Origin of the sequence: Duganella sp. 3397 (assembly GCF_031456625.1) — a bacterium.
Classification (GTDB): domain Bacteria; phylum Pseudomonadota; class Gammaproteobacteria; order Burkholderiales; family Burkholderiaceae_D; genus Rugamonas; species Rugamonas phyllosphaerae.
Window position 1 is genome coordinate 129,216 of record NZ_JAVDVB010000008.1, and the last position, 25,468, is coordinate 154,683.

Annotated in this window: 20 protein-coding genes and 1 tRNA gene; 17 read left to right on the forward strand and 4 right to left on the reverse strand. The window is 62.1% G+C overall.

Going from position 1 to position 25,468, the window contains the following annotated elements; genetic code table 11:
- Window positions 1–6 precede the first annotated feature (6 nt).
- The 3 genes from J2X54_RS22855 to J2X54_RS22865 form a co-directional block, all read right to left on the reverse strand.
- Window positions 7–1,410: a hypothetical protein gene (locus tag J2X54_RS22855; protein ID WP_310184129.1), complete on the reverse strand. Its 1,404-nt coding sequence runs from the start codon at window positions 1,408–1,410 to the stop codon at window positions 7–9.
- A 180-nt stretch (window positions 1,411–1,590) separates the two neighbouring features.
- Window positions 1,591–2,748: an acyltransferase family protein gene (locus J2X54_RS22860; RefSeq protein WP_310184130.1), complete on the reverse strand. Its 1,158-nt coding sequence runs from the start codon at window positions 2,746–2,748 to the stop codon at window positions 1,591–1,593.
- A gap of 211 nt (window positions 2,749–2,959) precedes the next feature.
- Window positions 2,960–3,034 (reverse strand) — tRNA-Arg (locus tag J2X54_RS22865).
- Window positions 3,035–3,212: 178 nt separating this feature from the next.
- Here J2X54_RS22865 and J2X54_RS22870 point away from each other — a divergent pair.
- The 17 genes from J2X54_RS22870 (at window position 3,213) to J2X54_RS22950 (ending at window position 24,359) form a co-directional block, all read left to right on the forward strand.
- Entirely contained in the window at window positions 3,213–4,670 is a 1,458-nt protein-coding gene (locus tag J2X54_RS22870; protein WP_310184131.1) for an oligosaccharide flippase family protein, read from the forward strand.
- Between the two features lie 32 nt (window positions 4,671–4,702).
- Window positions 4,703–5,608, forward strand: coding sequence for a polysaccharide pyruvyl transferase family protein (locus tag J2X54_RS22875; protein WP_310184132.1), 906 nt, complete (start codon window positions 4,703–4,705; stop codon window positions 5,606–5,608).
- Between the two features lie 2 nt (window positions 5,609–5,610).
- A complete protein-coding gene (locus tag J2X54_RS22880) occupies window positions 5,611–6,339 on the forward strand; it encodes a WecB/TagA/CpsF family glycosyltransferase (RefSeq protein WP_310184133.1) in 729 nt (242 codons plus the stop codon).
- 143 nt (window positions 6,340–6,482) lie between these two features.
- On the forward strand, window positions 6,483–8,381 hold the full coding sequence (locus tag J2X54_RS22885) for an ATP-binding cassette domain-containing protein (protein WP_070247153.1): 1,899 nt from the start codon (window positions 6,483–6,485) through the stop codon (window positions 8,379–8,381).
- Window positions 8,382–8,737: 356 nt separating this feature from the next.
- Window positions 8,738–9,943: an XrtB/PEP-CTERM-associated polysaccharide biosynthesis outer membrane protein EpsL gene (gene epsL, locus J2X54_RS22890; RefSeq protein WP_070247196.1), complete on the forward strand. Its 1,206-nt coding sequence runs from the start codon at window positions 8,738–8,740 to the stop codon at window positions 9,941–9,943.
- 5 nt (window positions 9,944–9,948) lie between these two features.
- Entirely contained in the window at window positions 9,949–11,328 is a 1,380-nt protein-coding gene (locus J2X54_RS22895; protein ID WP_310184134.1) for an undecaprenyl-phosphate glucose phosphotransferase, read from the forward strand.
- A gap of 172 nt (window positions 11,329–11,500) precedes the next feature.
- Entirely contained in the window at window positions 11,501–12,457 is a 957-nt protein-coding gene (locus J2X54_RS22900; RefSeq protein WP_070247155.1) for an EpsD family peptidyl-prolyl cis-trans isomerase, read from the forward strand.
- A gap of 49 nt (window positions 12,458–12,506) precedes the next feature.
- Window positions 12,507–13,304, forward strand: a complete 798-nt coding sequence (gene epsE, locus J2X54_RS22905; protein ID WP_070247156.1) for a polysaccharide export protein EpsE — start codon at window positions 12,507–12,509, stop codon at window positions 13,302–13,304.
- A 37-nt stretch (window positions 13,305–13,341) separates the two neighbouring features.
- A complete protein-coding gene (gene epsF / locus J2X54_RS22910) occupies window positions 13,342–14,745 on the forward strand; it encodes a chain length determinant protein EpsF (protein WP_070247157.1) in 1,404 nt (467 codons plus the stop codon).
- A gap of 32 nt (window positions 14,746–14,777) precedes the next feature.
- Window positions 14,778–15,683: a chain length determinant protein tyrosine kinase EpsG gene (gene epsG, locus J2X54_RS22915; RefSeq protein ID WP_141749450.1), complete on the forward strand. Its 906-nt coding sequence runs from the start codon at window positions 14,778–14,780 to the stop codon at window positions 15,681–15,683.
- A gap of 13 nt (window positions 15,684–15,696) precedes the next feature.
- A complete protein-coding gene (gene xrtB, locus J2X54_RS22920) occupies window positions 15,697–17,331 on the forward strand; it encodes an exosortase B (protein WP_167359042.1) in 1,635 nt (544 codons plus the stop codon).
- Window positions 17,332–17,388: 57 nt separating this feature from the next.
- Entirely contained in the window at window positions 17,389–18,348 is a 960-nt protein-coding gene (locus J2X54_RS22925; protein ID WP_310184135.1) for a glycosyltransferase, read from the forward strand.
- 139 nt (window positions 18,349–18,487) lie between these two features.
- Window positions 18,488–19,561: a glycosyltransferase gene (locus J2X54_RS22930; RefSeq protein ID WP_310184137.1), complete on the forward strand. Its 1,074-nt coding sequence runs from the start codon at window positions 18,488–18,490 to the stop codon at window positions 19,559–19,561.
- A gap of 24 nt (window positions 19,562–19,585) precedes the next feature.
- Window positions 19,586–21,064: an O-antigen ligase family protein gene (locus J2X54_RS22935; RefSeq protein WP_310184139.1), complete on the forward strand. Its 1,479-nt coding sequence runs from the start codon at window positions 19,586–19,588 to the stop codon at window positions 21,062–21,064.
- Between the two features lie 8 nt (window positions 21,065–21,072).
- Window positions 21,073–22,269, forward strand: coding sequence for an acyltransferase (locus J2X54_RS22940; RefSeq protein WP_229255269.1), 1,197 nt, complete (start codon window positions 21,073–21,075; stop codon window positions 22,267–22,269).
- A gap of 7 nt (window positions 22,270–22,276) precedes the next feature.
- Window positions 22,277–23,485, forward strand: coding sequence for a glycosyltransferase family 4 protein (locus J2X54_RS22945; protein ID WP_310184142.1), 1,209 nt, complete (start codon window positions 22,277–22,279; stop codon window positions 23,483–23,485).
- 64 nt (window positions 23,486–23,549) lie between these two features.
- Window positions 23,550–24,359, forward strand: a complete 810-nt coding sequence (locus tag J2X54_RS22950; protein ID WP_070247163.1) for a galactosyl transferase — start codon at window positions 23,550–23,552, stop codon at window positions 24,357–24,359.
- An 88-nt stretch (window positions 24,360–24,447) separates the two neighbouring features.
- Here J2X54_RS22950 and galE read toward each other — a convergent pair whose 3' ends face one another.
- Window positions 24,448–25,449 (reverse strand): UDP-glucose 4-epimerase GalE, encoded by a 1,002-nt coding sequence (galE, locus tag J2X54_RS22955; protein WP_070247164.1) that lies wholly within the window; start codon window positions 25,447–25,449, stop codon window positions 24,448–24,450.
- Window positions 25,450–25,468 lie beyond the last annotated feature (19 nt).

The window sequence follows — 25,468 nt, forward strand, 5'->3', positions numbered from 1 at the left end:
TTCTGATTACACGCTGCGGGCAGGCGACATCGCATCGCGCGGTTTCCCGGTCTCCACTACACGCACGGTACCAGTCTTGTTTCTTATATATTCCGAAATGATAAACAGCGCGATCAGCGGCACCAGCCAGCTCACCCGGCTGCCGTAGCGGTCGTGGACCGCCGACAGGGCGCCGGTAACCATGGTGTTGAGCACCATGCCCCCCAACACGACCAGCGTGAACTGCGCCAGCGGCACGTTGCTGCGCCAGTGCAGCAGCAGGTACCCGGCGACCACCAGCGCGGAAAGGCCCAGCAGCACGTTGTCGGCGATGCGGAAGCGGTCCACATGCAGCTGCTGCTGGTACTGCCGCGACGACTGGAACGCCGCGTAGGTATCGGCGTCGAAATGGCGCGCGATGATCTGGTGAATGCTGGTGTCGGGGTTGTAGCGGATCATGTCGTCGCCCACCTGGAAGGTGACGGTCTGCGCCAGGAAGCCGCGCAAGGCCTCCTGCAGGAATTGCGACGGATAGGCGCGCATGGCGCCATTGGTGATCTCCGATGCATACTTGCTGACCACCGTCATGCCACCAAGCTGCACCAGCGGTCCGCCCCACAGGAACGTGTCCGACACCGCGCCGATGGGCTTGCCCTGGGCCACTGCGCGCGCCTTGATTTGCTTGAGTTCGGGCAAGGTGGCGCAAATCGGCCAGGCGCGCGACGGGCAGGCCTCGGTCATGTAATCGAGGGCGATGCCCTGGTCGATCAGCTTGCCGAGCAACATGACGTTGCCGGTGGACGCCAGCGTCGCACCGCGCTTGGTAATAATATTGAACGACAACATGGTCAGCACGCCCAGCGCGATCGCCGCCACCATCGAGATATTCACCTTGGTAAATACACGCGCCAGCGGCGGCGTCGGCCGGCCCGACAACAGCCGGATCAGCAGGCACAGCGCCAGTGTGCCCGACGCGATGATCAGGTAAGACAGGTGGGTAGTGATGAAGAACGCGATCAGCAGCGGGATGGCCACGCGATCGAAGCGGGCCAGCCGATCCTGGCCGATAACGGCCGTGGCGATCGCCAGGATCAGCAGGGCGGCAAAGACATCGGGCATGATCTGGCCCACGAACCACGGCGCACTCGAGCACAGGCCCAGCACCAGGACCGACAGCACCACCTGTTCTTCGCGAAATGCATGGGCAAACGTGCGGAAGAAGACGCGCACCAGGTACCAGGTCATGGCCGCCTGGACCAGCACCACCGGCCACAGCGTGAGCTTCAAGTGCAGCGGATAGATGAACAGCGAGTACAGGGCGCTGCGGTCGCCAGGCCAGAAGTGGGTAATCGCCACGTCGATATACGTGCCGCTATCGGAGAACACGAAAGGGAAGCGGTTCCAGGCTGCGGTCAACGACAGAAATACCACGCTCAGAACAAACGACGCCAGGCACTGGAGGCTCTTATTCTTTATCGACAAAAATTGAACTTGGTGACTGTCAGGCTGACGATTCATTTGTTTTACCATGGTTATTCAGGGAGGCATCAGCAGAGGCTGGCGTGATACTAGTTGCATTATGGTATAGGTGTGTAGAAATAATTGCAATGTTTATGATTTCTGTACAGGTGCGGTAGCCGCCGCCGCTGCCGCCGGGTCATGCTGCTGCGCGTTCTGTCCAACAGTGCGCTGCCACTTACGTGGCAGCATTATTGCTGACAGCACCTTGCTGCGCTTGCACAATTCCCACATCAGGGCCGGCAAGCACAGCGCCAATGGTACCGACAGCGCGACGATGATGACGCTCGAATGGATATCGCGCTGCAACAGAGGCAAAATCGTGTGCAAAATACTGACGTGGAACAGCAGGATGAAGAGGCTGGCGGCGCCGAAGTACCGCAATATTCGGGCAGCGGGCTCGATCCGGCACAGCAAGGTGCACACGCACAGCATCAGGTAGATGCCGCATAGTGCCTGCAGCGTGGTTGCCACCGGGGTGTCGTAGTGGCGCAGGTTGAAATCGATGGTGTAGCTGAACCCGAACTGGAATATCGCCATCGCAACCAGCGCCACCAGCGCCCAGGCCAGGTGAACCCGGAATTGCTTGACACTTGCCGCCAGAAAATTCCCAAGTAAAAAGTAAAAGCTGGTCATCAACAGCAGGTCCGCACTGAACGGCAGGCCGCAGGCAAGCAGCGAGGCGCTGAACTCGGACTGGTTGCGGCACGCCGGAACCACCGACGCATCGACGAACGCGTCCATCACGTAGTAGCCGCCAGCGGCCAGGGCAATCAGTAACACCACGCGCTTGAGCGGACTGTCGAGCAACAGCTTGTCCGCGCGCAGCAGCAGGGTGCTGAAGACGTACAGCAGCCACAGGTGCGCCAGGAACCAGAGCGGCACCGGATTGAGCGTGAAGCCGGCGGGGTAGATCAGGCCAAGCAAGATGGTTTGCGGCGAGCGTTCGCCAAACACCGCGTGCAGCAGGCCGGAAATGACCACGACCACCATGACCGGCTTGAGCCAGGCATCGGCGCGCTGGAGCGCTACCTGCTTGAGCGTCTTGGTCTGGGCCGAAAATGTCACACCCGCCATGAAGAAGAAAAACGGTAACCGGAAGGCCATCAGGAAATCGGCGACATCGGGAAAGCGGAATAAAAAAGCCGGGTTATGCCCGAGCACGATCAGGATGATGCCCAGCCCTTTGGCGATGTCGATAAAGGCAAGTCGGCTGCCGGATCCCTGGTAAGCGATTGCCTCGCCTGACATGTTTCCTCCTAGATACGTATCAAAAAGTCCATACTTAGCTTAAGAGAAATCTCAAAGGTCGTCCAATCGTGCGCGCCAGTTTCACGACTTTTGGTCGAAATTTTTGCCAATAAAAATATATTGCATTGCAAAATAAGCCATCATGTGAACCTGGTTTTATGCGGGGAGAGATGTTGCGGAGGGGGAGCGAGGGCGAGGCGGGTGCGGAAGGTGGTCCCCCCGACTGGAATCGAACCAGTATCCCACGCTTAGGAGGCATGTGCACTATCCATTGTGCTACGGGGAGGACGCGACGGCATTATAGCCGACGTGTCACGGGACGCTAGAGTAAAATGTCGTGCGGTATTGTCATGGTGTTATGATTCGGAAAGATGATAAGCCAGTGCAGTGGACACGGCAGGCATGTTTTAGATCTCTTCAGCAATATTTTTTTTGCACAGCAACATTCAGCGGTCACCATTCATATGAGTTTTAGCAGACAGGTAGGTCGCAGCGCGATCTGGGCGATTGTCGGGCAGGGTACTACTGCCGTGATGTCGTTGATTAATTTTGCAGTCGTGGGCCGCTTCGTGTCGCCCAACGAATACGGTAGTTTTTTATTGGCCATGATGGTGCTGACTGGCACCCAGTGGCTGGCAATGAATGCCTACAAGGAACCGGTAGTCCAGGCCAAGGAACTGACCAACAGCCTGATCAACTCCGTGTTCACCTTCAGCGTGATGGTCGGGGCCGTGCTGTGCGCGGTGATGCTCGGGGTGGCGTTGTACCTCGAACGCGGTGGCGAAACTCCGGGTGTGGGCATGTGTATCGTGGTGCTGGCGCTCAAGCTGCTGATCGATACGGCCATGTCGGTGCCCAATGCGCTGCGCGTGCGCCAGCTCGATTTCCGCTTTCTGGCGCGGGTGTCGATCATGGCCAACGTCGCTTCCACCGTGGTTAACGTGTCGCTGCTGTTCCTCGGTTTCGGCATGCTGTCGCTGGTGATTTCGCAGCTGGTCACGTCGCTGCTGAGTGCGGTCGCCTTGCTGTACACCGGCAAGCAACGCTATGCGCTGCGCTGGCACCGCGCCGACCTGCTGCTGCTCAAAGGCTATTCGCCGCACGTGATCATGTGGCAATTGATGGAAGCGCTGGGACAGACCGTTGACCGTTTCTTCATCGCGTCGCGCCTTACCCTGGCCGACCTGGGCCTGTATGGTTTCGGCAAGCGTCTCAACGATGTGATCATCGAGGTGCTCGTTGGCGCCACGTCCAACGTCTCGCTGCCGGCGTTTTCGCAGATGCAGGACGACCGCCAGCGCTTGCAGGCGGCGTTCCTGAAAGCGGTGCGGCTGGTGACGATGATGGTGTTGCCGCTGATCGCTGCGCTGTGGGTGACCGCCGACGATTTCGTGCCGTTGCTGTTCGGCCCGAAATGGGAGCAGGCCGTGCCGGTGTACCGCTGGTTCCTGCTGCTGGGGATTATCCAGACCATCGGCATCCTGCAGGGCGGGCTGCTGCGCAGCATGTGGAAGCCGGGCGTATGGACCCGCTACCAGGTGATGCAGGTAGTGGCCAATATCATCGTGCTGAGCATGGTGGCCGGGCAGAGCATCGAAGTCATTGCCGCCGCCATCGTCATCCGCGCATACGTGTTGTGGGGCTGGGTGGTGTACCAGGTGTGCAAGGCCCTGCACATGAAGTTCCGGTTCTACGCGCTGCAATTGCTGCGCCCGGTCAGTCTGGCGCTGTTGTCGGCGGCGGCCGGGTATGCGGTGCGCCACTACGTGGTGATGGACTGGAATTTGCTTCTGCGTCTGATCGCTGGCGGCCTGGTGGTGGTGGCAACCTTCATCACCCTGGTCATGCTGCTGTACCGCACCGCTGCCGACGAGTTGTTGAGTATCGTTAAAAACGTCATTTCTCGTACCAAAGCCTCCTAATTTGTCTTAACCATTTCTTTCGACTAAACACAATGAAACTCTATTACTACCGGGGCGACAAGCCGAACTTTGGTGATGACCTGAATCCATGGATGTGGCCGAAGCTGCTGCCGGGCGTCTGGGACGACAATCCGAACGAGATGTTCCTCGGCATCGGTTCGATCATTTTCGATTCGCATCCCAAACAGGCCAACAAGATCGTGTTTGGCGCCGGTTATGGCGGTTACACGCCACTGCCGGTGATCGACGACAAGTGGAAATTCTATTTCGTGCGCGGCCTGCAAACCGCGCGTGAGTGCAAGCTCGACCCGTCGATGGCGCTGGGCGACTCGGCCATCCTGCTGCGCTCGTGCATCACCGAGCGCCCCGCCAAGGTGCACAAGGTGTCGTTCATGCCGCACTTCGAGAGCACCTACGATGGCAACTGGCGCCTGGCGTGCCAGCTGGCCGGCGTCCATTACATCGACCCGACCGCCACCGTCGACCATACCCTGCAGGACATTTTGAGTTCCGAGCTGCTGATCACCGAAGCGATGCACGGCGCCATCGTGGCCGATGCGCTGCGGGTGCCGTTCGTGGCGGTGGAGCCGATCCAGCAGCGCCATCACATGAAGTGGTTCGACTGGGCCTCGGCGCTCGACCTCGACCTGCGGCCGCAACCGCTGGCGGCGTCCAGCATGGTGGAGGCGCTGATGAAAAAAGCCGGCCCCAACGAGGCGCTGGTGGTGCGCATCCGCGCCAACCGCCGCTTCCTGCGGCTGGTGCCCAAGCGTTTTGCGCAAGGCGCGGCCGAGAGCCTGCTCAAGCTCAGCCGGATTGAGCCGCAGCTGAGCGGCGACGCCAACATAGAACGCGCGCACAGCCGCATGCTGGAAAAAGTCGAGCTGCTCAAGGCCGACCTGCGCGCCGCCGCACCGCTCGTACGCTCGGCAGGTTGACCATGGAAGCACGCGCCGAGATTTTGTCGATCAGCCAGTTTCCCGTGCTGAGCACCACGGGCGACGCGCTGGCCGAACGCCTGCTGGGCCGGCTGGCGCGCGGCGAACAGACGGTGCTGTTCTACGCCAACACCAACCTGGTGGTCAAGTGCCGCTTCCTGCTCGATCACGTCAATGACCCCGGCATGTTGCTGGTCAACGATGGCATTGGGCTCGACATCGCCGCCAAGCTGTTGCACGGCAAGCGCTTCGCGGACAATCTCAACGGCACCGACTTCACGCCGCTGCTGTTTGCCCGCAGTGCGCGTCCGCTCAAGGTGTTCATGGTGGGCGGCAAGCCGGAGATCCTGGCGCGCGCCGTGGCCCACGTGCAACAGCGGCTGGGTCAGCAGGTGGTGGGCAGTTGCGACGGTTACGACGGGCTGCGCACGGCCGCCGATATCGACCGGCGCATCCATGCGAGCGGCGCCGACGTGGTGCTGGTGGCAATGGGCAATCCGATCCAGGAGCGCTGGATCCTCGAGCACCGCACCGCGCTCGAGGGCGGAATCTGGATGGGCGTGGGGGCGCTGTTCGATTTCTGGGCCGGCGACAAGCCGCGCGCGCCACGCCTGATGCAGCGCCTGCGGCTCGAATGGTTGTTCCGCCTGAGCCTGGAGCCGCGCCGCCTGCTGCGCCGCTACACCTGGGACATCCTGGTCTTCCTGCGCATGTGTTTCAAATACCGTTAAGCTGGCCGGGCCGACGATAATTCGCCCCGGTCCGCAGCTATCGGTACAATACGCACTTCGATCATTTCCCGGCGCTGCGCCGCGCGCAACGCCGGCGTTTTGCCTTCCCGGCATCCTCACGCTTCTACACCTCTAATATCACTATGGCAGTCATTTCCCTTTCTTCGGCCCAACTGGCCTTCGGCCACGTTGCCTTGCTCGACCACGCCGAGTTTTCGCTGGAAACCGGCGAGCGCGTCGGCCTGATCGGCCGCAACGGCACCGGCAAGTCCTCCTTGCTCAAAATTATCTCCGGCCGCTTCAAGCTGGATGACGGCTTGCTGGTAATGCAACAAAATCTGCAAATCGCGTACGTCGAGCAGGAGCCGGTGTTTGATCCGGAAATGACCGTGCACGACGCCGTGGCGTCCGGCATGGGCGAGTTGCCAGGCTTGCTCAAGGAATACGATGCGCTGACCGGCCAGTTCGGCCAGGGTAATGACGACGCCGTCATGGAACGCATGCACGACATCCAGGTCAAGCTCGACGCCGCCGATGCGTGGAGCCTGTCGAACAAGGTGGAAACCGTGCTCGACAAACTGAATCTGACCGGCGACATGCTGATGAAGACGCTCTCGGGCGGGATGCAGAAGCGCGTGGCGCTGGCGCGCGCGCTGGTCTCGGCGCCCGACGTGCTGCTGCTCGACGAACCGACCAACCACCTCGACTTCAGCTCCATCGTCTGGCTCGAGGGCCTGCTGCGCGACTTCCGTGGCAGCGTGTTGTTCATTACCCACGACCGCTCGTTCCTCGATAATGTCTCCACCCGGATTATCGAACTCGACCGTGGGCGCCTGCTGTCGTATCCGGGCAATTTCACGACCTACCAGGTGCGCAAGGCCGAGCAACTGGAAAACGAAGAGGTGGAAAACGCCAAGTTCGATAAATTCCTGGCGCAGGAAGAAGTCTGGATCCGCAAGGGCGTCAAGGCGCGCCGGGTGCGCGACGAAGGCCGCGTGCGCCGCCTCGAGGCCTTGCGCATGCAGCGCAGCGTGCGCCGCGACCAGCAGGGCCAGGTCAAGCTCGAAGTGGGCTCGAGCGAACGCTCGGGCAAGATCGTGGCCGAACTGGAAAACGTCAGCAAGCGCTTTGGCGACCGCGTCATCATCAACGACTTCACCGGCACCATCCTGCGCGGCGACAAGGTCGGCCTGATCGGCGCCAACGGCGCCGGCAAGACCACCTTGCTCAAGATGATCCTCGGCGAACTGGCGCCCGACAGCGGCTCCGCCAAGCTGGGCACCAAGCTGCAAGTGGCGTACTTCGACCAGATGCGTACCCAGCTCAATGAAGAAGCAAGCCTGATCGAAACCATTTCGCCGGGCAGCGACTGGGTGGAAGTAAACGGTCAGCGCAAGCACTCGATGAGCTATTTGAACGATTTCCTGTTCTCGCCCGAGCGTGCGCGTTCGCCGGTCAAGACGCTGTCAGGTGGCGAGCGCAACCGTTTGCTGCTGGCGCGCCTGTTCGCCAAGCCTGCCAACTGCCTGGTGCTCGATGAACCGACCAACGATCTCGATATCGACACCCTGGAATTGCTTGAAGAGTTGCTGGAAGAGTACACGGGCACCGTCTTCCTGGTCAGCCACGACCGTACCTTCCTCGACAACGTGGTCACCCAGGTGATCGTGGCCGAAGGGGAGGGCCACTGGCGCGAATTCGTCGGCGGCTATACCGACTGGGAGCGCGTGCGCGACACCATCGCCAAGCAGCCTGCCGCCCGTCCGGCGCCAGCCAAGGTCGAAGCAGTTGCCACCGCCCCGGCCGCCAAGACCAAAAAGCTCAGCTTCAAGGAACAACGCGAGCTCGACGAACTGCCCAAGCTGATCGCCGCGCTGGAAGACGAGCAAACCGCGCTGAACCTGCAGCTGAGCGATGCCGATTTCTACAAGAAGAACGCCAGCGAAGCCAAGCGTGTGAACACGCGCGTGGCCGAGATCGAGGAAGAGTTGCTGGCGGCGCTGGAAAAGTGGGAGCAGATCGAGGCGCGCCAGCGCAGCTAACCCGACGTTTTTGCTCGAGACAGGTGGGCCGCCAAAAAATGCTGCAATGCGATATAGACAGAGATGATTGCATGCAATATAATTTTTTGGTGCGCTTTGTGATCATAATGTTACTGGTCCAGGCCCCGGGGCCGGTAAGATGGTTTGCGCATGGTAAGAAGTTCTCCCGTGTGGCCGTTTTACCATGGTTGGTGCTAGCATCTGGCAACAGCTATTGAACGTCGATTATATTTATTGACGCAGTGCAATATGTTGGTGGCGCGCCGCCTGTCCATTTCGAATAAGAGCAAAAAAATGTTGAGTTACCTGCAACTATCCATGTCCCTCGTTGTCCTGTGCAGGGTGAACGCGTGGTGATGCGCCGCGTCCCCGGCGCCGGGAAACTGCTTGTATTACCACTGGTTATAGGCAGCCTGTATGCCCCCCACGCCCAGGCCCAGATCAGCGATACACTGACGCCGTTCGCGTCTGCCATCGTGTCGTACGACGATAACCTGCTGCGCCGCGACCTGTCCGTGGTCGGCAGCGACGGTGCCTCCGATACCTACCGCTCGGCGGTGGTTGGCGTCGGCATCAACCGACCGATCAGCCGCCAGCGCCTGACCGGCAACATCCGCGCCACCAAGGTCACGTTCAACCGCTTTGGTGAGCTCGACTACACCGGCAAGGATGCCGCGCTCGACCTCGACTGGCGTCTTGCGCAAACCCTGAGCGGCCATATCGGCGCCACCTACAGCCAGTCGCTGGCCTCGTTTGCCGACTTCCAGGTGGCCGCGCGCAACCTGCGGGTGCAGAATAAGCAGTACGGCAACGTTGCCTGGCGCCTGCATCCGTCGTGGCAACTGCGCGCCGGCTACACGTCCGAGGATTTCGATTTCGACCTGCCGTCGCAGCAGTTCAACAACCGCACCGAAAAAACCGTGGAAACCGGGTTCGACTACCTGGCCCCGAGCGAGAGCACGGTCGGCCTGCTGGCGCGCCAGATCAAGGGTAAGTATCCGACGCAGGCGCTCAACAACGGCGTGTTCATCGATAATGGTTTTACCCAGGATGAGGTCAAGCTCAATGTCGTGTGGAACGCTACCGGCATTTCGCAGGTGATCTTCGTGGGCGGCTGGGCGCGGCGCGAGGTCAATTCGTCGAGCCTGCGCAACGCTTCGGGCACCAATGGCCGCCTGATCGTGAACTGGAACAAGTTCTCCTCGGTGCAATTGACGGGCATGGCCTGGCGCGAGTTTGGCGCCGCCGAGGGCGTATTCGTCAATACGGCACTTTCTACTGGCCAAGGTATCAACGCCAAGTGGACCGCCACCTCCAAAATCGAAGTCAATGCCGCATACAAGAACGAGAAGCGCGACTTCAAGCCATTGCAGGGCGTCTTCAACCTGACCGGACTGACTGACACGACCAAGACAGCCAACCTTGGCGTCACTTACAAGCCGCTGCGCAACCTCAGTCTTGGGCTGTCTGCCTTCCATACCGAACGCGATGGCAGTATTGCTGCGAGGACCAGCAGTTTCCGCGCCAAAGGTGCCGCTTTTAACGCCACCGTGACCTTCTAAGCCTCATGAACGTCAACGAAATTCCTCTCGTCTCCTTTTTCGAGCGTGTTGTCGATCCGCTCGTCATCATGGGCATGTTGTACCTGTGCACCCTGGTGCTGGGTAATGGCTTCAACGGCTACTCGCTGATCCTGATGGTGCTGGCGTTCTTCGTCTCGTCGTCGCTGTACAAGTACATCGATCCGTACAGTACCTGGCGCACCGGCAAGTTGAGCAAGGTCGCGCGCGATATCGTGCTGGGCTGGCTGCTGTCGGTGACGGTACTGGCGCTGATCGGCGTGAGCAGCGGCATGCTGGTGCATTACGACCGCGAGGTCTTGCTGGCCTGGTGCGTCGGCACCCCGCTGGTACTGATGCTCGGTCACCTGGCCGTGTTCAGGCTGCGCGCCGCCCCGCTCGAGGGGCAGAAAACCTCGGTCGTGATCATCGGCGCCAATGACGTCAGCGTGCGCTTCGCCGCCACCATCGATCGCCATGAAAGTTCGGTTATGGCTGTGCACGGTTATTTCGACGACCGTGCCCAGGAGCGCCGTCCCCACAACATGGAACATCCGCTGCTGGGGCAGATGAGCGATATCCCGGTGTACGTACGCAAGCACAACATCAAGATGATCGTGATCAGCCAGCCGATCTCTGCCCAGCCGCGCATCATGTCTTTGCTGGAAGATCTGGAAGACACCACGGCCTCGGTTTATTTCCTGCCCGATATCTATATCTTCGACCTGATGCAGGCGCGCTTCGCCAGCGTGGGTGGCATGCCGGTGATCGGCATCCGCGAGTCGCCGTTCACAGGGTTTAACAGCATGATCAAGCGCATCAGCGACATCGTGCTGGCGCTGATCATCCAGATCATGCTCACGCCGATCATGCTGACGATTGCTGCGGCCGTGAAACTGACGTCGCCGGGCCCGGTGATCTTCCGCCAGCGCCGGTACGGGCTGTACGGCGAGGAAATCCTGGTCTACAAGTTCCGCTCGATGACGGTGGCCGAAGACGGCGCCAAGGTGGTCCAGGCCACCAAGGGCGACCAGCGCCTGACCAAAATTGGCGGTTTTCTGCGCCGTACGTCGCTCGACGAATTGCCGCAATTTATCAACGTGCTGCAAGGCCGCATGAGCATCGTCGGACCGCGACCGCACGCGGTGGCGCACAACGAGCAGTACCGCAAGCTGATCAAGGGTTACATGTTGCGCCACAAGGCCAAGCCGGGCATCACCGGCTGGGCCCAGGTAAACGGCTTGCGCGGCGAAACCGATACGCTGGACAAGATGCAGGCCCGCATCCAGTACGACCTCGACTACCTGCGCAACTGGTCGGTGTGGCTCGATATGTGGATTATCGTGCGTACCGTGCTGGTGGTCCTGAAACGCGAGAATGCTCACTGAGCACGCACATGGACCGATAACATTTTTACAAAGAAAATATGCTGCACCGCAGAGAGTTGTGTGATAATCCGGTCTTGAAATTGCTTTTAGTGCACGTGAATTGGGAAAATGGCAATGAATTACGTGGATGGCACGCTGCGCACGGCACCAACGAGAACAATGAGGAACTATCTTGAAACACAATAAATTTGGCAATACCCACCTCCAGCGCAAGCTCGGTTCGGCAGCGCTGGCAGTGACCATGGCCGTTGCGCTGGTCGCTTGCGGCAAAGGCGAAAGCAAGTCGGGCCAGGCGCTGGTCAAGGTCGGCAAGGAAGAAGTCACCGCGCTGCAGCTGAACGAAGAGCTGCAACGGGTCAATGTGCCGGTCGCGCAGCAGGCGCAGGCGCGCAAGCAGGTGCTCGAATCGCTGGTGGACCGCCAGATCGTCCTTAACCAGGCGATGGAAGAGAAAGTCGATCGCGATCCGAAAGTGGTGCAGTCCATCGAACGCGCCAAGGCGCTGATCATCGCCCAAGCCTACATGCAAAACAAGACGGGCACGCCGGCCAAGCCTACCCGCGATGAAATTGCCCAATATTTCGACAAGAATCCGGCCCTGTTTGCGCAGCGCAAGACGATGGAGCTGCGCCAGCTCAACCTGGCCACCAGCGACCTGTCCGATAACCTGAAAAAAGAAATCGACAGCGCCAAGTCGATTGACGACGTGGCGGCCTTCATGGAGCGCAACAACATCAAGTTTGCCCGTCAGCAAATAAGCCGCAGCACGGCCGACCTGGCGCCGGCCTTGAGCGAAAAAATCGTCAACCTGCCCAAGGGGCAACTGTTCATCGTCCGCGAAGGCGACCGCAGCACCCTGATGACGGTGGCTGACATCAAGGATACGCCGGTCACGCTGCAAGCCTCCGAAGCGCAGATCGCCCAGTTCCTGACCAATGCGCGCATCAAGGAAGCGGCCACCGCCGAACTGGCACGCCTGCGTGCGGCCACCAAGATCGAGTACCAGAACAAGGCCGACGAGCCAGGCGCGGCGCCAGCCGCTCCGGTTGCGGGCGCACCGGCAGCGCCGGCCACGGCAGCCGACAAGGAAGCCGACGTCCACGCGCGCGGCGTGGCTGGCCTGAAGTAACGGCCCCGTAGCGGCCTCCCGATAACACTAACTTACGATTGAGCATATGATGAAAAAAATCGCACTCTGGATGATGACGCCACTGCTGGCGCTGGTGCTGGGCACGGCCAATGCCGCCCCGCAAAACGACCTGGTACTCGGTACCGGCGACGTGGTCAAGATTTCCGTCTACAACAACCCCGACCTGAACCTGGAAACCCGGGTCAGCGCCAATGGCGCCATCACGTTCCCGCTGATCGGCCAGGTGAGCGTGGCGGGCCTGTCGGCCGCTGCGGCCGAGAAAAAAATCGCTGCGGCCCTGGTGTCCGGCAATTTTGTCAAAAACCCGCAAGTCAATATGCTGGTGACGTCGCTACAGAGCCAGCAAGTGTCGGTACTGGGCCAGGTTAACCGCCCGGGCCGCTTCCCGCTCGACGCCAGCCGCAACCTGCTCGACGTGCTGGCCCTGGCCGGTGGCGTCAGCGCCGAAGGCGGCGACCAGGTCACGGTGATGCGCAGCGCCGACGGCAAGGCCACCAAGCAGGTGATCAACCTGACCGATCTGTTCCTCAGCGGCGACCAGCCGGCCAACCTGACGCTGAGCGGCAACGACGTGGTGTACATCGAGCGCGCACCGCGTTTCTATATCTACGGTGAAGTGCAGCGTCCTGGCACCTTCCGCATCGAGCGTTCGATGACGGTGTTGCAGGCGCTGGCCACCGGCGGCGGCCTCACCCAGCGCGGCACCGAGCGTGGCCTGCGCATCAAGCGTCGCGACGCGGCCGGCAAGATCGAGATCATCGAAGCGAAATACGATGACCTGGTGCGCCCCGACGACGTGCTGTACGTCCGCGAGAGCCTGTTCTAAGGCCGATGTCGCCTGACCTTCACTGAGAAAGACCACCATGAATTTCACCCATTTGTTTTTTGCCCTGCGCGCCCGCTACAAGATCGTCCTCGTGATCCTGGCAGTCACGGTCGCAGCCGCACTGGCCATCACTGCCATGCTGCCCAAGGTCTACAAGGCCAGCACCTCGCTGGTGCTCAATACCAAGGGCGTCGATCCGGTCACCGGCGTCACGCTGCCGGTGCAGTTGATGACCGGCTACGTCGCCACCCAGGCCGACATCATCCGCAGCAAGAGCGTGGCGCTCAAGGCCGTGGAAACCCTGCGCCTGGCCGACAGCCCGGCGGTGCAGGAACAGTTCCGCCAGGCGCGCAACGGCCAGGGTTCGATCAAGGAGTGGCTGGCCGGCCTGTTGCTGGCCAAGGTGGACGTCGAGCCAGCCCGCGACAGCAGCGTGCTGACCATTAACTTCCGCGGTAACGATCCGCAGTTCGTGGCAGCGGTCGCCAATGCCTTCGCCCAGGGTTACCTCGATTTCACGGTGCAGCTCAAGACCGATCCGGCGCAGCAGGCGTCGGGCTTCATCAACACCCAGATCAAGGTGCTGCGCGAACAATACGAGCTGGCCCAGAGCCGCCTGTCGAAATACCAGAAAGAGAACAACATCTACAGCGCCGACAACCGCGTTGACGTGGAAACCGCGCGCCTGAACGAGCTGTCGAGCCAGCTGGTGCAGGCGCAGGGCCAGCTGATGGAAGCGGAATCGCGTTCGCGCCAGGCCAGCGGCAATGCCGGCGCCTCGCCAGACGTGCTCAACAACAGCCTGATCCAGAGCCTGAAATCGCAGCTGGCCACGGCCGAAGCGCGTTTCGCCGACACCTCGCAGCGCCTGGCCTCGAGCCACCCGCAATACATCGCGGCGAAGTCCGAAGTGGACAAGCTGCGCTCGAACCTGGATGAACAGATCCGCGTCGCCTCGTCCGGCGTGTCCAGCAGCAGCAACATCTACCGCCAGCGTGAAAACGAACTGCGCTCGGCACTGTCGGCGCAAAAAGCCCGCGTGCTGGAACTGAACGGCGCGCGCGACGAATTCGTCGTGCTCAGCAACGAAGTGGACAATGCCCGCCGCTCGTACGAAAGCGCCATGCAGCGCTACAACCAGACCAACCTCGAAGGCCAGGCGCGCCAGTCCGATATCGCCGTGCTGTCCACCGCCGAAGTGCCGGGCAGCCCGACGTCGCCGCGCCTGATCGTCAACCTGCTGCTGGCCGTCGTGATCGGCACCATCCTCGGCGCCGGCGCGGTCCTGGTGCTCGAGTTGCTCGACCAGCGCGTACGCTCGGCCGCGCATATGTCGCACGCCTTTGGCCTGCCGGTGCTGGGCACGATCGCCAAGCAGCGCATCGGCAAGCGCAGCAAGAACACCCCGCCGCCAGCACTGTTGCCGCAACCGCAGCAGTGACCGCCGACACCAGATCATTACGGAGTAATTCCATGAACCAGAATCCACCCATTCAACCGTATATCGTGCCGGACCTGCGCGACAAGTCGCCGGCGTCGGCCGTGCCCGACCGTTCTATCGGCGCCATCCTGATCAAGATGGGCCGCCTGTCGGTGGCCGATGCCGAGCGCGTAATGCGCCACCAGGTCGAACGCAATGTGCGTTTTGGCGACGCCGCGCTGGCGCTGGGTGTGCTTTCCGAGGCCGACATCGAGTTTGCGCTGTCGCGCCAGTACGATTACCCGTACCTGCTGCGTGGCGAGAGCGACATCAGCGAGTCCGTCGTGGCCGCTTACGAGCCGTTCACCGAGCGCGTGGAATCGTTGCGCGCGCTGCGTAATCAGCTCATGTGGCGCTGGTTCGACACCGGCGAGGAACGCCGCGCGCTGGCCATCACCGGCGCCGAGCGCGGCGATGGCCGCAGTTTCCTGGCCGCCAACCTGGCCGTGGTGTTCTCGCAGCAAGGCCAGCGCACGCTGCTGATCGATGCCGACATGCGCCATCCGAGCCAGCACACCATCTTCAGCCTGGAAAACCGGGTCGGCCTGTCGTCGGTGCTGTCGGGCCGTAACAGTGTCGAAGCGGTGCAGCGCGTGCCAGCACTGCTCGACCTGTCGGTGCTGACCGCCGGCGCGCCGCCGCCGAACCCGTCCGAGCTGCTGGGCCGGCCGGCGCTGGGCCAGCTGCTGCGCACGCTGGCAGGGCAGTACGACGTGATCCTGATCGACACCCCGGCCGGCAGCGATTCGTCGGACGCCCAGATGGTGGCCGGCCGCACCGGCGCCGCCGTGGTGGTGGCGCGCCAGGACGTGACCCACGTCGGCAAGGTGCATGAGCTGATCACCTCGTTGAACGAAGCGCGCGTGCACGTGGTTGGTTCCGTGCTCAATAATTTCTGATTCCGATATGGCCATGGCCCACACGTTGAACTCCACGGCGACACCTTCGCCTTCGCCTGCAGCGCTCGCCCCGTGGCTGGTGCTGCTTGCCGGCCTGGCGGCGCTGTATGTGCCGACCCTGATCGACCTGTTCCATGGGCCATGGAGCTCGGACCGCAACGCCCACGGTCCGATCGTCATGACCGTGGCCTTCGGTTTCCTGTATTTCCGCACGCGCCAGCTGATTTCGCAGAAGATGTTCGAACGCAATCCGATGCCGGCCATCGGCTACCCGGTGGTCGTGCTGGGTCTGCTGTGCTACGTGCTGGGCCGTTCACAACAGGTGCACGTGCTCGAAGTCGGTTCGCTGATCCTGGTGCTGGCCGGCCTGATGATCGCACTGTTCGGCGTGCGCACCTGGAGCCGCATGTGGTTTGCGTTCTTCTTCATGATGTTCATGATCCCGCTGCCGGCGTCCATCGTCGACGTGGTCACGCTGCCGATGAAGATTGCCGTGTCGGCCGCCACCGAACACCTGCTGTACTGGATGAATTACCCGATCGCCCGCAGCGGCGTGATTCTCACCATCGGCCATTACCAGCTGCTGGTGGCCGACGCCTGCGCCGGCCTGAACTCCTTGTTTACGCTCGAAGCGCTGGGCCTGCTGTACATGAACCTGGTGCGCCATCCTTCGCTGGTGCGCAACGTGCTGCTGGCCATGCTGATCATTCCGATCTCGTTTGCCGCCAACACCATCCGCATCATTTTCCTGTCGCTCATCACGTACCATTTTGGCGATGCCGCCGGCCAGGGTTTCCTGCATGGCTTCTCGGGCCTGGTGCTGTTCCTGTCGGCGCTGCTGCTGATTATCGGCGTCGATAGCGCACTGAGCTGGATGGTGCGCCGTGGCGGCGCCAGCGACGAAGGCGCCGGTCTGCAACTGCCGTCGCTCGCGCCTGGCGCCTGGGCCCAGCTGGGCCAGGTCGCCACCCGTCCGGCTGTGTTGCTGCTGGCCGGCATGTTGCTGGCGGTTGGCGGCGCCTGGGCACTTACGCCCAAGTTCACGCCCAACCCGCAAACCATCGATCTGGCTGCCAGCGTGCCCACCCGCTTCGGCGACTGGCGCGAGTTGCAAGGCGTGGTTACCCAGGCCGAGCTGTCCACCGCCGAAGACGGCGGCCGCAGCCTCGAGCAGCCGTACGACGACGTGCTGATGCGGACCTATGTCAACAGCCAGGGCCAGCAGGTGATGCTGGCGCTGGCCTACGCCAAGGAACAGCGCCAGGACGTCAAGCTGCACCTGCCTGAAATCTGCTACCCGGCGCAAGGCTACAAGGTGCTGGCGCTGTCGCCAGCGCCGATGGTGGTCACGCCCGGCGCTGCGGCGCTGCCGGCCAAGCACATGCTGGCCACCGGCCAGGGCCGGCTCGAAGCGGTCACGTACTGGACCCGTATCAGCGACGCCTACCCGCAGGGTGGTTTTGCGATGCGCATGCAGATCTTCCGCGACGGCCTGCGTGGCAAGGTGGCAGACGGCATCCTGGTGCGATCCTCGATGCTGGTGCGCGACGACACCGAAGCACCGGCCGCTTACGCCGTGCAACAGGACTTCCTGCGGCAACTGGTGGCGGCGTCGGATGCACGCGGTCACGCGCTGGTCGTGCGCTGAACGGACAGTCCGTGCACCGCGCCGGGATCCGCCAATTTATTGAGAGGTGAGTGTTAGATGTCCGTGACTTTTTCTGTCGTCATTCCTGTCTATAACGGCGCAGCCTTTATCGCCGATACGGTCAGGACGGTGCTCGCCCAGACCTGCCGCGATTTCGAACTGATCGTGGTCAACGACGGTTCGCGTGACGACACGCTGGGCCAGTTGGCCCAATTCGGCGATGCGATACGCGTCATCAGCATTCCCAACGGCGGCGTGTCGAATGCGCGCAATGTCGGTATTGCCGCCAGCGAAGGCAAGCTGGTCGCTTTCCTCGATGCGGATGACTTGTGGTCGCCCGACAAGCTGGCAGTGCAACTGGCGCTGCTCGAGCGCCATCCCGAGGTGGGTTTTCTAGCGTGTAACTACACGGTGATCGACCATTCGATCGGCGGTCCCGTGGCCCATTTCGCCCAGTTCCGGGGCGACCCCGACATCGTATTCGATACCGTGATCAACGATCCGCTCAAGGCGCTGGTCAAGGCCAATTTTGTCGGAACCTGCTCGAACGTGGTGATCCGCCGCGAGGTGCTGGCGCGGGCCGGGCAGTTCGACCCGCGCTACCGCCAGGCCGAGGATTACGACCTATGGCTGCGCTGCGCCGACGTGGGGCCGTTCCTGTTGCAGTCGCAAGTGCTGGTGGACAAGACTTCGCACGAGACCAACCTCACCAATAATTTCGTCGAGACGCTGCAATGCCACGAGCGCGTGCTGGTGGCATTGCTCGACTCGCCGCTGGTGGGCAAACGGCCGGCGCTGGCGCCGGCCGTGCGCCACGAGATCGTCGGTCTGCGTTACGACATCGGCCACCGCATGTTCAACCGCGGCCAGTCGCGTACCGGTTTCGGCTATTACTGGTCGGCGCTGCAGGCCGAAGGCTCGGCCGCCAACCTGGTGTCGTTCGTCCGCCACAGCATCCAGAAGCTGGGACGGCTCACGCTCGAGGCGCTGCACCTGCGCACGCCTTATCGAGGCTGACTGCGGCTGTCAGCAGCTGGCAGCGGCCCCAGGCCTGATTGTTTTTGTAATTTTTGCATGATATTATTTTTGCGTGTTTGCTCACAACTGACAGCGTCGGCAGCGAGGGGAACGGCGCAAGTTTTAGAGGAGCTGCACAGTGGCAAAGATAGACGTATTGTTGCCGGTTAAAAACGGCGTCGACTTCCTGGCGGAGTCGCTCGACAGCATCCAGGCGCAGACCGTCCAGGACTGGCGCGTGCTGGTGCTCGACCACGGCTCCACCGACGGCAGCCGCGAGATGGTGGAGCGCTACCACGAGCGCGATCCCCGCATCGAACTGCATTCGTTCCCTGAAGCAAAAGGCCTGTCCGGCCTGCTCAATTGCGGCCTCGACCTGGCCGACTGCGACTACGTGTTGCGCCATGACGCCGACGATGTCTGCTTCCCCGACCGCATGGCCATCAGCCTGGCCGCGTTTGCCGCCCAGCCAAATTGCGTGGCCATCGGTGGCCAGGCCGACGTGATCGACGCATCCGGCGCCAACATCGGCGAGATGAGCATGCCGATCGGCACCGCCCGGGTTGCCGCCGCCAGCCTGTTCCGCAACCCGATTGCGCACCCGACGTCGATGCTGCGCTTCGACGAAGTGCGCCGCATGGGCGTGCGCTACGGCATCGACATGCTCAAGGTGCTGCCGCCGCAGCACAGCCTGGAAGTGCCGTCGCTGGCCGAGGACTATTTTCTGTTCGGCCAGCTGGCGATCCAGGGCCGCTGCGCCAACGTGCCTGAAAAACTGATCCGCTACCGCTGGCACGGCAACAACGTCAGCGCCACCCGATTCATGGACCAGATGGAAGTGTCGCTCGATGTATCGCGTTTCCTGGTGCGGGCGTTCTGCACCATCCACCAGTTGCCGTATTTCGATCCGGCGCCGTTCTGCAACCACGGCGGCATCCTGATGGACGTCGAGGGCCAGCGCAATTTCGATGCCGAATTCGAGCGCATGGCCAGCGTGCTGCGGCGCGGCCTGGGCCCGTCCGATGAACTCGAACGCGAGCTCACCTACCGCAAAACCATTTCCACCCGCCACGAAGCGAGCCTGCTGTGGCGCTACAACCGCTTTCGCGCCGCCAACTCGCCGGAAACCGGCGAATGGAACGCGGTGCGTTCCTGGCTGATCCGTCGCTTTCCCGGCAAACGCCGCATGAGTGTATCGGCCCAGCTGGCCTGAAGTATTATTTGAGATAGGTATGTTATGCCCGCGTTGCTGAAAAGCCCTGCGTGGCGCTCGTTGAAGGCGCCCGATTTTATCAAGAACCCGTTCCGCCTCATCTACGTGATGGTGGTGCTGGCGGTATGCCTGGCCGGCTTGCTTGGCGCGGCCACGCCCATCCTGGTGGAGCTGATGGACGGCAGCCTGTCCAAGCTGGTGGCCTTGCCGGCGGCCATGGTCTTCGGGCTGCTGGTGATTTACGACCGCAAGCTCACGCTGCTGCTGATCGTCGTGCTGCGCGCGGGCGGCGACAACGCGCTCGAGTTCACCCGTTTTTCGCTGGGCGGCTACATGGTCGGCATCGGCGGCGTGATCAACGGCATCGTGATCTTGCTTGCGCTGCTGCTGGTGTTCGAGCGTCCCAAGGTGCTGCCTGGCCGCGCCTATATGGCCTGGGCGCCGTTCCTGGTCATCCTGGCACTGGGCGCGGTGCATTCGCCATTCACCGGCGAATCGGTGCGCCTGTTCCTGCAACAGCTGTCGTATTTCGCCATGTTCGTGGGCGGCTACCAGTGCGTGGCCGACCGCGCCGATTTCCGCCGCATGTTGCGGCTGGTGGTGTGGTCGTCGGCCATTCCGGTGCTGTACGCGTTTGTCGATATCGCGCTGCACTTCGGTGGCGGCTTCCGCCTGGAAAGTACGTTTGCCCACCCCAACGTGCTGGCGTTCTACCTGACCGTGATCATCGTGGTGGCGTTTTACCTGCTTAAAACCATGGACCCAGGCGCCAGCGGTGCCGCGCGCCTGGGCCTGGTCGCCTACGTGCTGTTGCTGTTGCTGATGCTGCTGCTCACCAAGACCCGCAGCGCCTGGCTGGCAACGGCGATCGGCTTTGCCTTGTATGCGCTGATCTTCGAGCGGCGCTTCCTGGTGTACATGGTGCTGCTCGGCGTCGGTGCGCTGTTTGTGCCCGGTATCGGCGACCGCCTGCTTGACCTGGGGCAGGGCAACGAAGTGGCCACCTACGCCACGCTGAACTCGTTCGCCTGGCGCGTGTACCTGTGGGAATGCGCGTTCGCCTGGATGTCGCCGCTCCATTACGTGTGGGGACTGGGACTGCAAACCTTTGCCGAGTATTCGCCGATCTTCTTCCCGCTGGCGGGCAAGACCAAGTTCGGCGCCCACAGCGTGTTCGTGCAGCTGATTTTCGAATTGGGCGTGATCGGGCTGCTGGCCTTCCTCTGGCAATCGGCCAGCCTGATCCGCCAACTGGCGCGGTTGCTGAAGTTTGACAAGCTGGCCGCGTTCTCGCTGATCCTGATCATCCTGAGTTTCCTGATCTGCTCGTTCAGCGACAATATGTTCTATTACCTGTCATATAACTGGTACCTGTGGTTCGTGGTCGGCGCCGGTTGCGCGCTGGCGCGCGTGCTGGCGGCGACTCCGTCCAAGGTTACCGCGTCGACGGTGCCCCCGCCGATGACGGCCCCGTACCAGTCCGCCGTTCAGCCACGCTACTGAACCTTTTGATGAAGAACATGCAAATGCCCGAGCCTGCCTCTGCCGTGCCGCACGGGGGCCATCTGTCGGTCCTCGACGGCTGGCGGGGCTTGAGTATTTTGCTGGTGCTGGCTGCGCATTTGCTGCCGCTGGGGCCGCATCATTTTCTGTTCAACCACAGCGCCGGAGTGTTCGGCATGGTGATCTTCTTCATCCTGTCCGGCTTCCTGATCACGTCGTTCCTGCTCCGTGATCAGCGCATCGGCGGCTTCCTGGTCAAGCGTTTTTGCCGGGTATTGCCGCTGGCCTGGTTGTACATGATCATCGCGCTGCTGCTGTCGCTGGCGCCGTTGTCGCGGTGGGCCAGCCACTTGCTGTTTTACGCCAACATGCCGCTGGACCAGGCCATGCCCAACGACCTGGTGCCCATGACCGAGCACTTGTGGAGCTTGTGCATGGAGCTGCAGTTCTACGTGGGGGTGGCGCTGCTGGTGGTGGTGCTGCGCGGCCGTGGTCTGCTGTTGCTGCCGTTCATAGGACTGGGGTTTACCGCCCTGCGCGTATGGGATGGCGTGATCGCCTCGAGTATCAGCTACTACCGCATCGATGAAATTCTGGCCGGCTGTACGCTGGCCCTGCTGTTTCACGGCAGTTTCGGCACGCGTGCGCGCGATTGCCTGCGCATGGTGCCGCTGTGGCTGCTTGCTTTGCTGCTGCTGTTTTCCAGCATGCCGCAGGGCCAGTGGCTCAATTTCCTGCGTCCGTACTTCGCGCTGCTGCTGGTGGGCGGTACGCTGATGCAGCCGTCTGCAGCCATGGTGCTGGGGCTGCACAGTCGTGTACTGGTGTTCGTGGCCGGCATTTCGTATGCGCTGTACGTGATTCATCCGATGCTCACCTTTACCTGGCTGGGCAGCGGCGACGTGATCGTCAAATACCTGAAGCGGCCGCTGTTCTTTGCCGTGCTGTTCCTGCTGGCCTATGCTTCGACCAGGTACTACGAGAGCTGGTTCATGAAGCGCGGCAAGCACTGGGCCGACACCGTCAACGGCTGGTTCGACGGCAGCCGGTCGCGCACGCCCGCCGTTGCCATTACCGCCGACGTGGTGGCCGAAGCGGCGCCCGACGCGGCGCAGCGCGAGCCGGTCGATCCGCTGGTGGAAGCGGAAGCCCCGGCCGAGGCTGAAAGCCCGGCATCGGCATGTCCCCCGTTAAAGTCAAATTGAAGAATTAATGAAAATAGCTTACCTCATCAATCAGTACCCCAAAGTCAGCCACAGCTTCATCCGTCGTGAAATCCTGGCGCTGGAGCGCCAGGGCTTCGAGGTCGAGCGCTTTGCGCTGCGCGGCTGGGCCGACCAGCTGGTCGATGCCGAAGATTTGCGCGAACGCGAAAAAACCCGGTACCTGCTGCGCGACGGCGCGCTGGCCCTGGCCAAGTCCATGTTCTCCGAACTGGTGCGTGCGCCCGGACAGTTCTTCGGCGCCGCCAAACTGGCTGTACGCATGGCGCGCCGCGCCGACCGGCCACTGCAACTGCACCTGATCTACCTGGCCGAAGCATGCCGCATGGTGGGCTGGATGCGTGCGTCCGGCGTGCGGCACCTGCACGCCCACTTCGGCACCAACCCGGCCGAGGTGGCCATGCTGGCGCGCGCGCTCGGTGGTCCGGCCTACAGTTTTACCGTGCACGGGCCCGAAGAATTCGACAAGCCCGAGTTTTTGCATATCAAGGAAAAGATTGCCCGTTCGGCGTTCGTGGTGGCGATCAGCAGCTTCGGCCGCAGCCAGCTGTTCCGCTGGATCCCGTATACCGACTGGCCGAAAGTTGAAATCGTCCATTGCGGCCTGGAGCCGGCGTTCCACGCTGGCGCAGCGGTGCCGCCGCCGGCCGCGCCGCGCCTGGTGTGCGTGGGCCGCTTGTGCGAACAGAAGGGCCAGTTGCTGCTGGTACGCGCGGTGGCGCAACTGGTGGCGCGCGGCGTGGCGGTGGAACTGGTACTGGCCGGCGACGGCGAAATGCGCGGCGAGATCGAGACCCTGATCGCGCGCCACCAGTTGCAGGACGTGGTGCGCATCACTGGCTGGATCAGCAGCGACCAGGTGCGCGCAGAAATCCTGGCATCGCGCGCGCTGGCCTTGCCGAGCTTTGCCGAAGGCCTGCCGGTGGTGGTGATGGAGTCGATGGTGCTGCGGCGGCCGGTGCTGACCACCTACGTGGCCGGCATTCCCGAACTGGTGCACGACGGCGAGAACGGCTGGCTGATTCCGGCCGGTGATGTCGATGCGGTCGCCGCCGGCCTCGAGCGCGTGCTGGCCACGCCGCTCGACCAGATCGCCGCCATGGGCGAACGCGCCCACCAGCGTGCGGTCGAGCGCCACTCGATCGATACCGAAGCGGCCAAACTGGCTGTGCTGATCAAGCGCGGACAGCGCCAGTGAAGCGTTCGCCCGCGTGTCAACCATTCGATTCTTTTTGCAGCGCCCAGACTGATGTGAAACCAAGATGAAAAAAGCACTGACCTTTGTAATTCCCGTCCGCCACCAGGACAACGCGCGTGATTGGGCCAAGCTCAAAAGTAATCTCACCGCGACCGTCAAGTCGATTGCGGCGCAGGAAAGCGCTGACTGGAAAGCGATCATCGTCGCCAATCGTGGCGCCGATCTGCCGGTATTGCCTGCCGGCTTCGATGTCAAGTGGGTCGACTTCGAGGCCAATCCCCTGCACGAGCAGGGCAGCGTGGACAAGGAAACTTTTTACGAAGCGGTCAGGCTGGACAAGGGGCGCCGGATTTTGGCGGGCATGTTGCACGCCGGTGCAATGCAACACGTGATGGTGGTCGATGACGACGATTTCATCAGCAACAAGCTGGCGGCATTGGCGGTCTCCAGCCCGCAGGCGAACGGCTGGTACATCCGCGAAGGTTATGTGTGGGGTGATGGCAGCAACTATGTCTACCGCTTTGCCGACTTCTCGAAATTGTGCGGTACGTGCTACCTGATCAGGGCTGACTTGTACGAACTGCCGGCGAGCTTCGAGCAAGCATCGGACGAATATGTCAAACGCATGTTGGGCAGCCACATTTTCATCCGCGACTTCCTGGAAAAGAACGGCAAGTCGCTGGCGCCGGTGCCGTTCGTGGGCGCGGTTTACCGCGTGGGTCACGTCGGATCGCACAGCAAGTCGGCCAGCGTGTTGACGCAATATTTCCCCAAGTGGCTGGTGAAACGTCCGATCGAGCTGCTGCGCCGCCTGCGCCGCCTGAGTTTCATCTCGTCGTCGATGCGCCGCGAGTATTTCGGCGAAAAGGTGTAACGAGTAACGCACTACAACGCCTCGATGCCAACAAAAAGGCCGCTCAATCTGCATTGAGCGGCCTTTTTGTTGGGGCGGAACCTGCGACTTAGCGGATCAGGCTGCTCTGGTAGCGCCAGGTGTCGGTGCACATCTGTTCGATGTTGCGCTGGGCCTTCCAGCCCAGCTCGCGCTCGGCCACGTCGGTGGCGGCATAGCACACGGCGATGTCGCCGGCCCGGCGCGGTTCGATCTTGTACGGAATGGTCTTGCCGCAGGCCTGTTCGAAGGCGCGCACCATGTCGAGCACGCTGCTGGCGGCGCCGGTGCCGAGGTTGTAGGTCAGCACGCCGTGGTTGTCGTCGAGCTTGTTCAGGGCCTTGACGTGGCCGATCGCCAGGTCCACCACGTGGATGTAGTCGCGCATGCCGGTGCCGTCGGTGGTGGCGTAGTCGTTGCCGAACACGGACAGACGCTCGCGGCGGCCTTCTGCCACCTGGGCGATGAACGGCATCAGGTTGTTCGGGATGCCGCGCGGATCTTCGCCGATCAGGCCGCTTTCGTGGGCGCCCACCGGGTTGAAGTAGCGCAGCAGAACGATGCCCCAGTCCGGCGCGGCCTTGGCGTGGTCGCGCATGATGTTTTCCACCATCAGCTTGGAGGCGCCGTAAGGATTGGTGGTGCGCAGCGGGAAGTCTTCGCGGATCGGCACCGTGTCCGGGTCACCGTAGACCGTGGCCGACGAGCTGAAGATGATTTTTTTGACGTTGTGGCGAGCCATGGTTTCCAGCAGCACGATGCTGCCGTGGACGTTGACGTCGTAGTAGCGCAGCGGCTGCGCTACCGATTCGCCGACTGCCTTGAGGCCGGCGAAATGGATCACCGCGTCCACCGCGTGGGCGGCGAACACCTGCTCCATGGCGGCGCGGTCGCGGATGTCGGCCTCGACGAAGATCGGCGCGCGGCCAGCCAGCGTCGTCACGCGGTCGATGACCTCGACCGTGCTGTTGGAAAGGTCGTCGACGATGACGATGTCGTGACCGGCCTGCAGCAGTTCGACGCAGGTGTGCGAGCCGATATAGCCGGCGCCGCCGGTAACCAGAACTTTCATGAGTATTCCTTGGTAGATA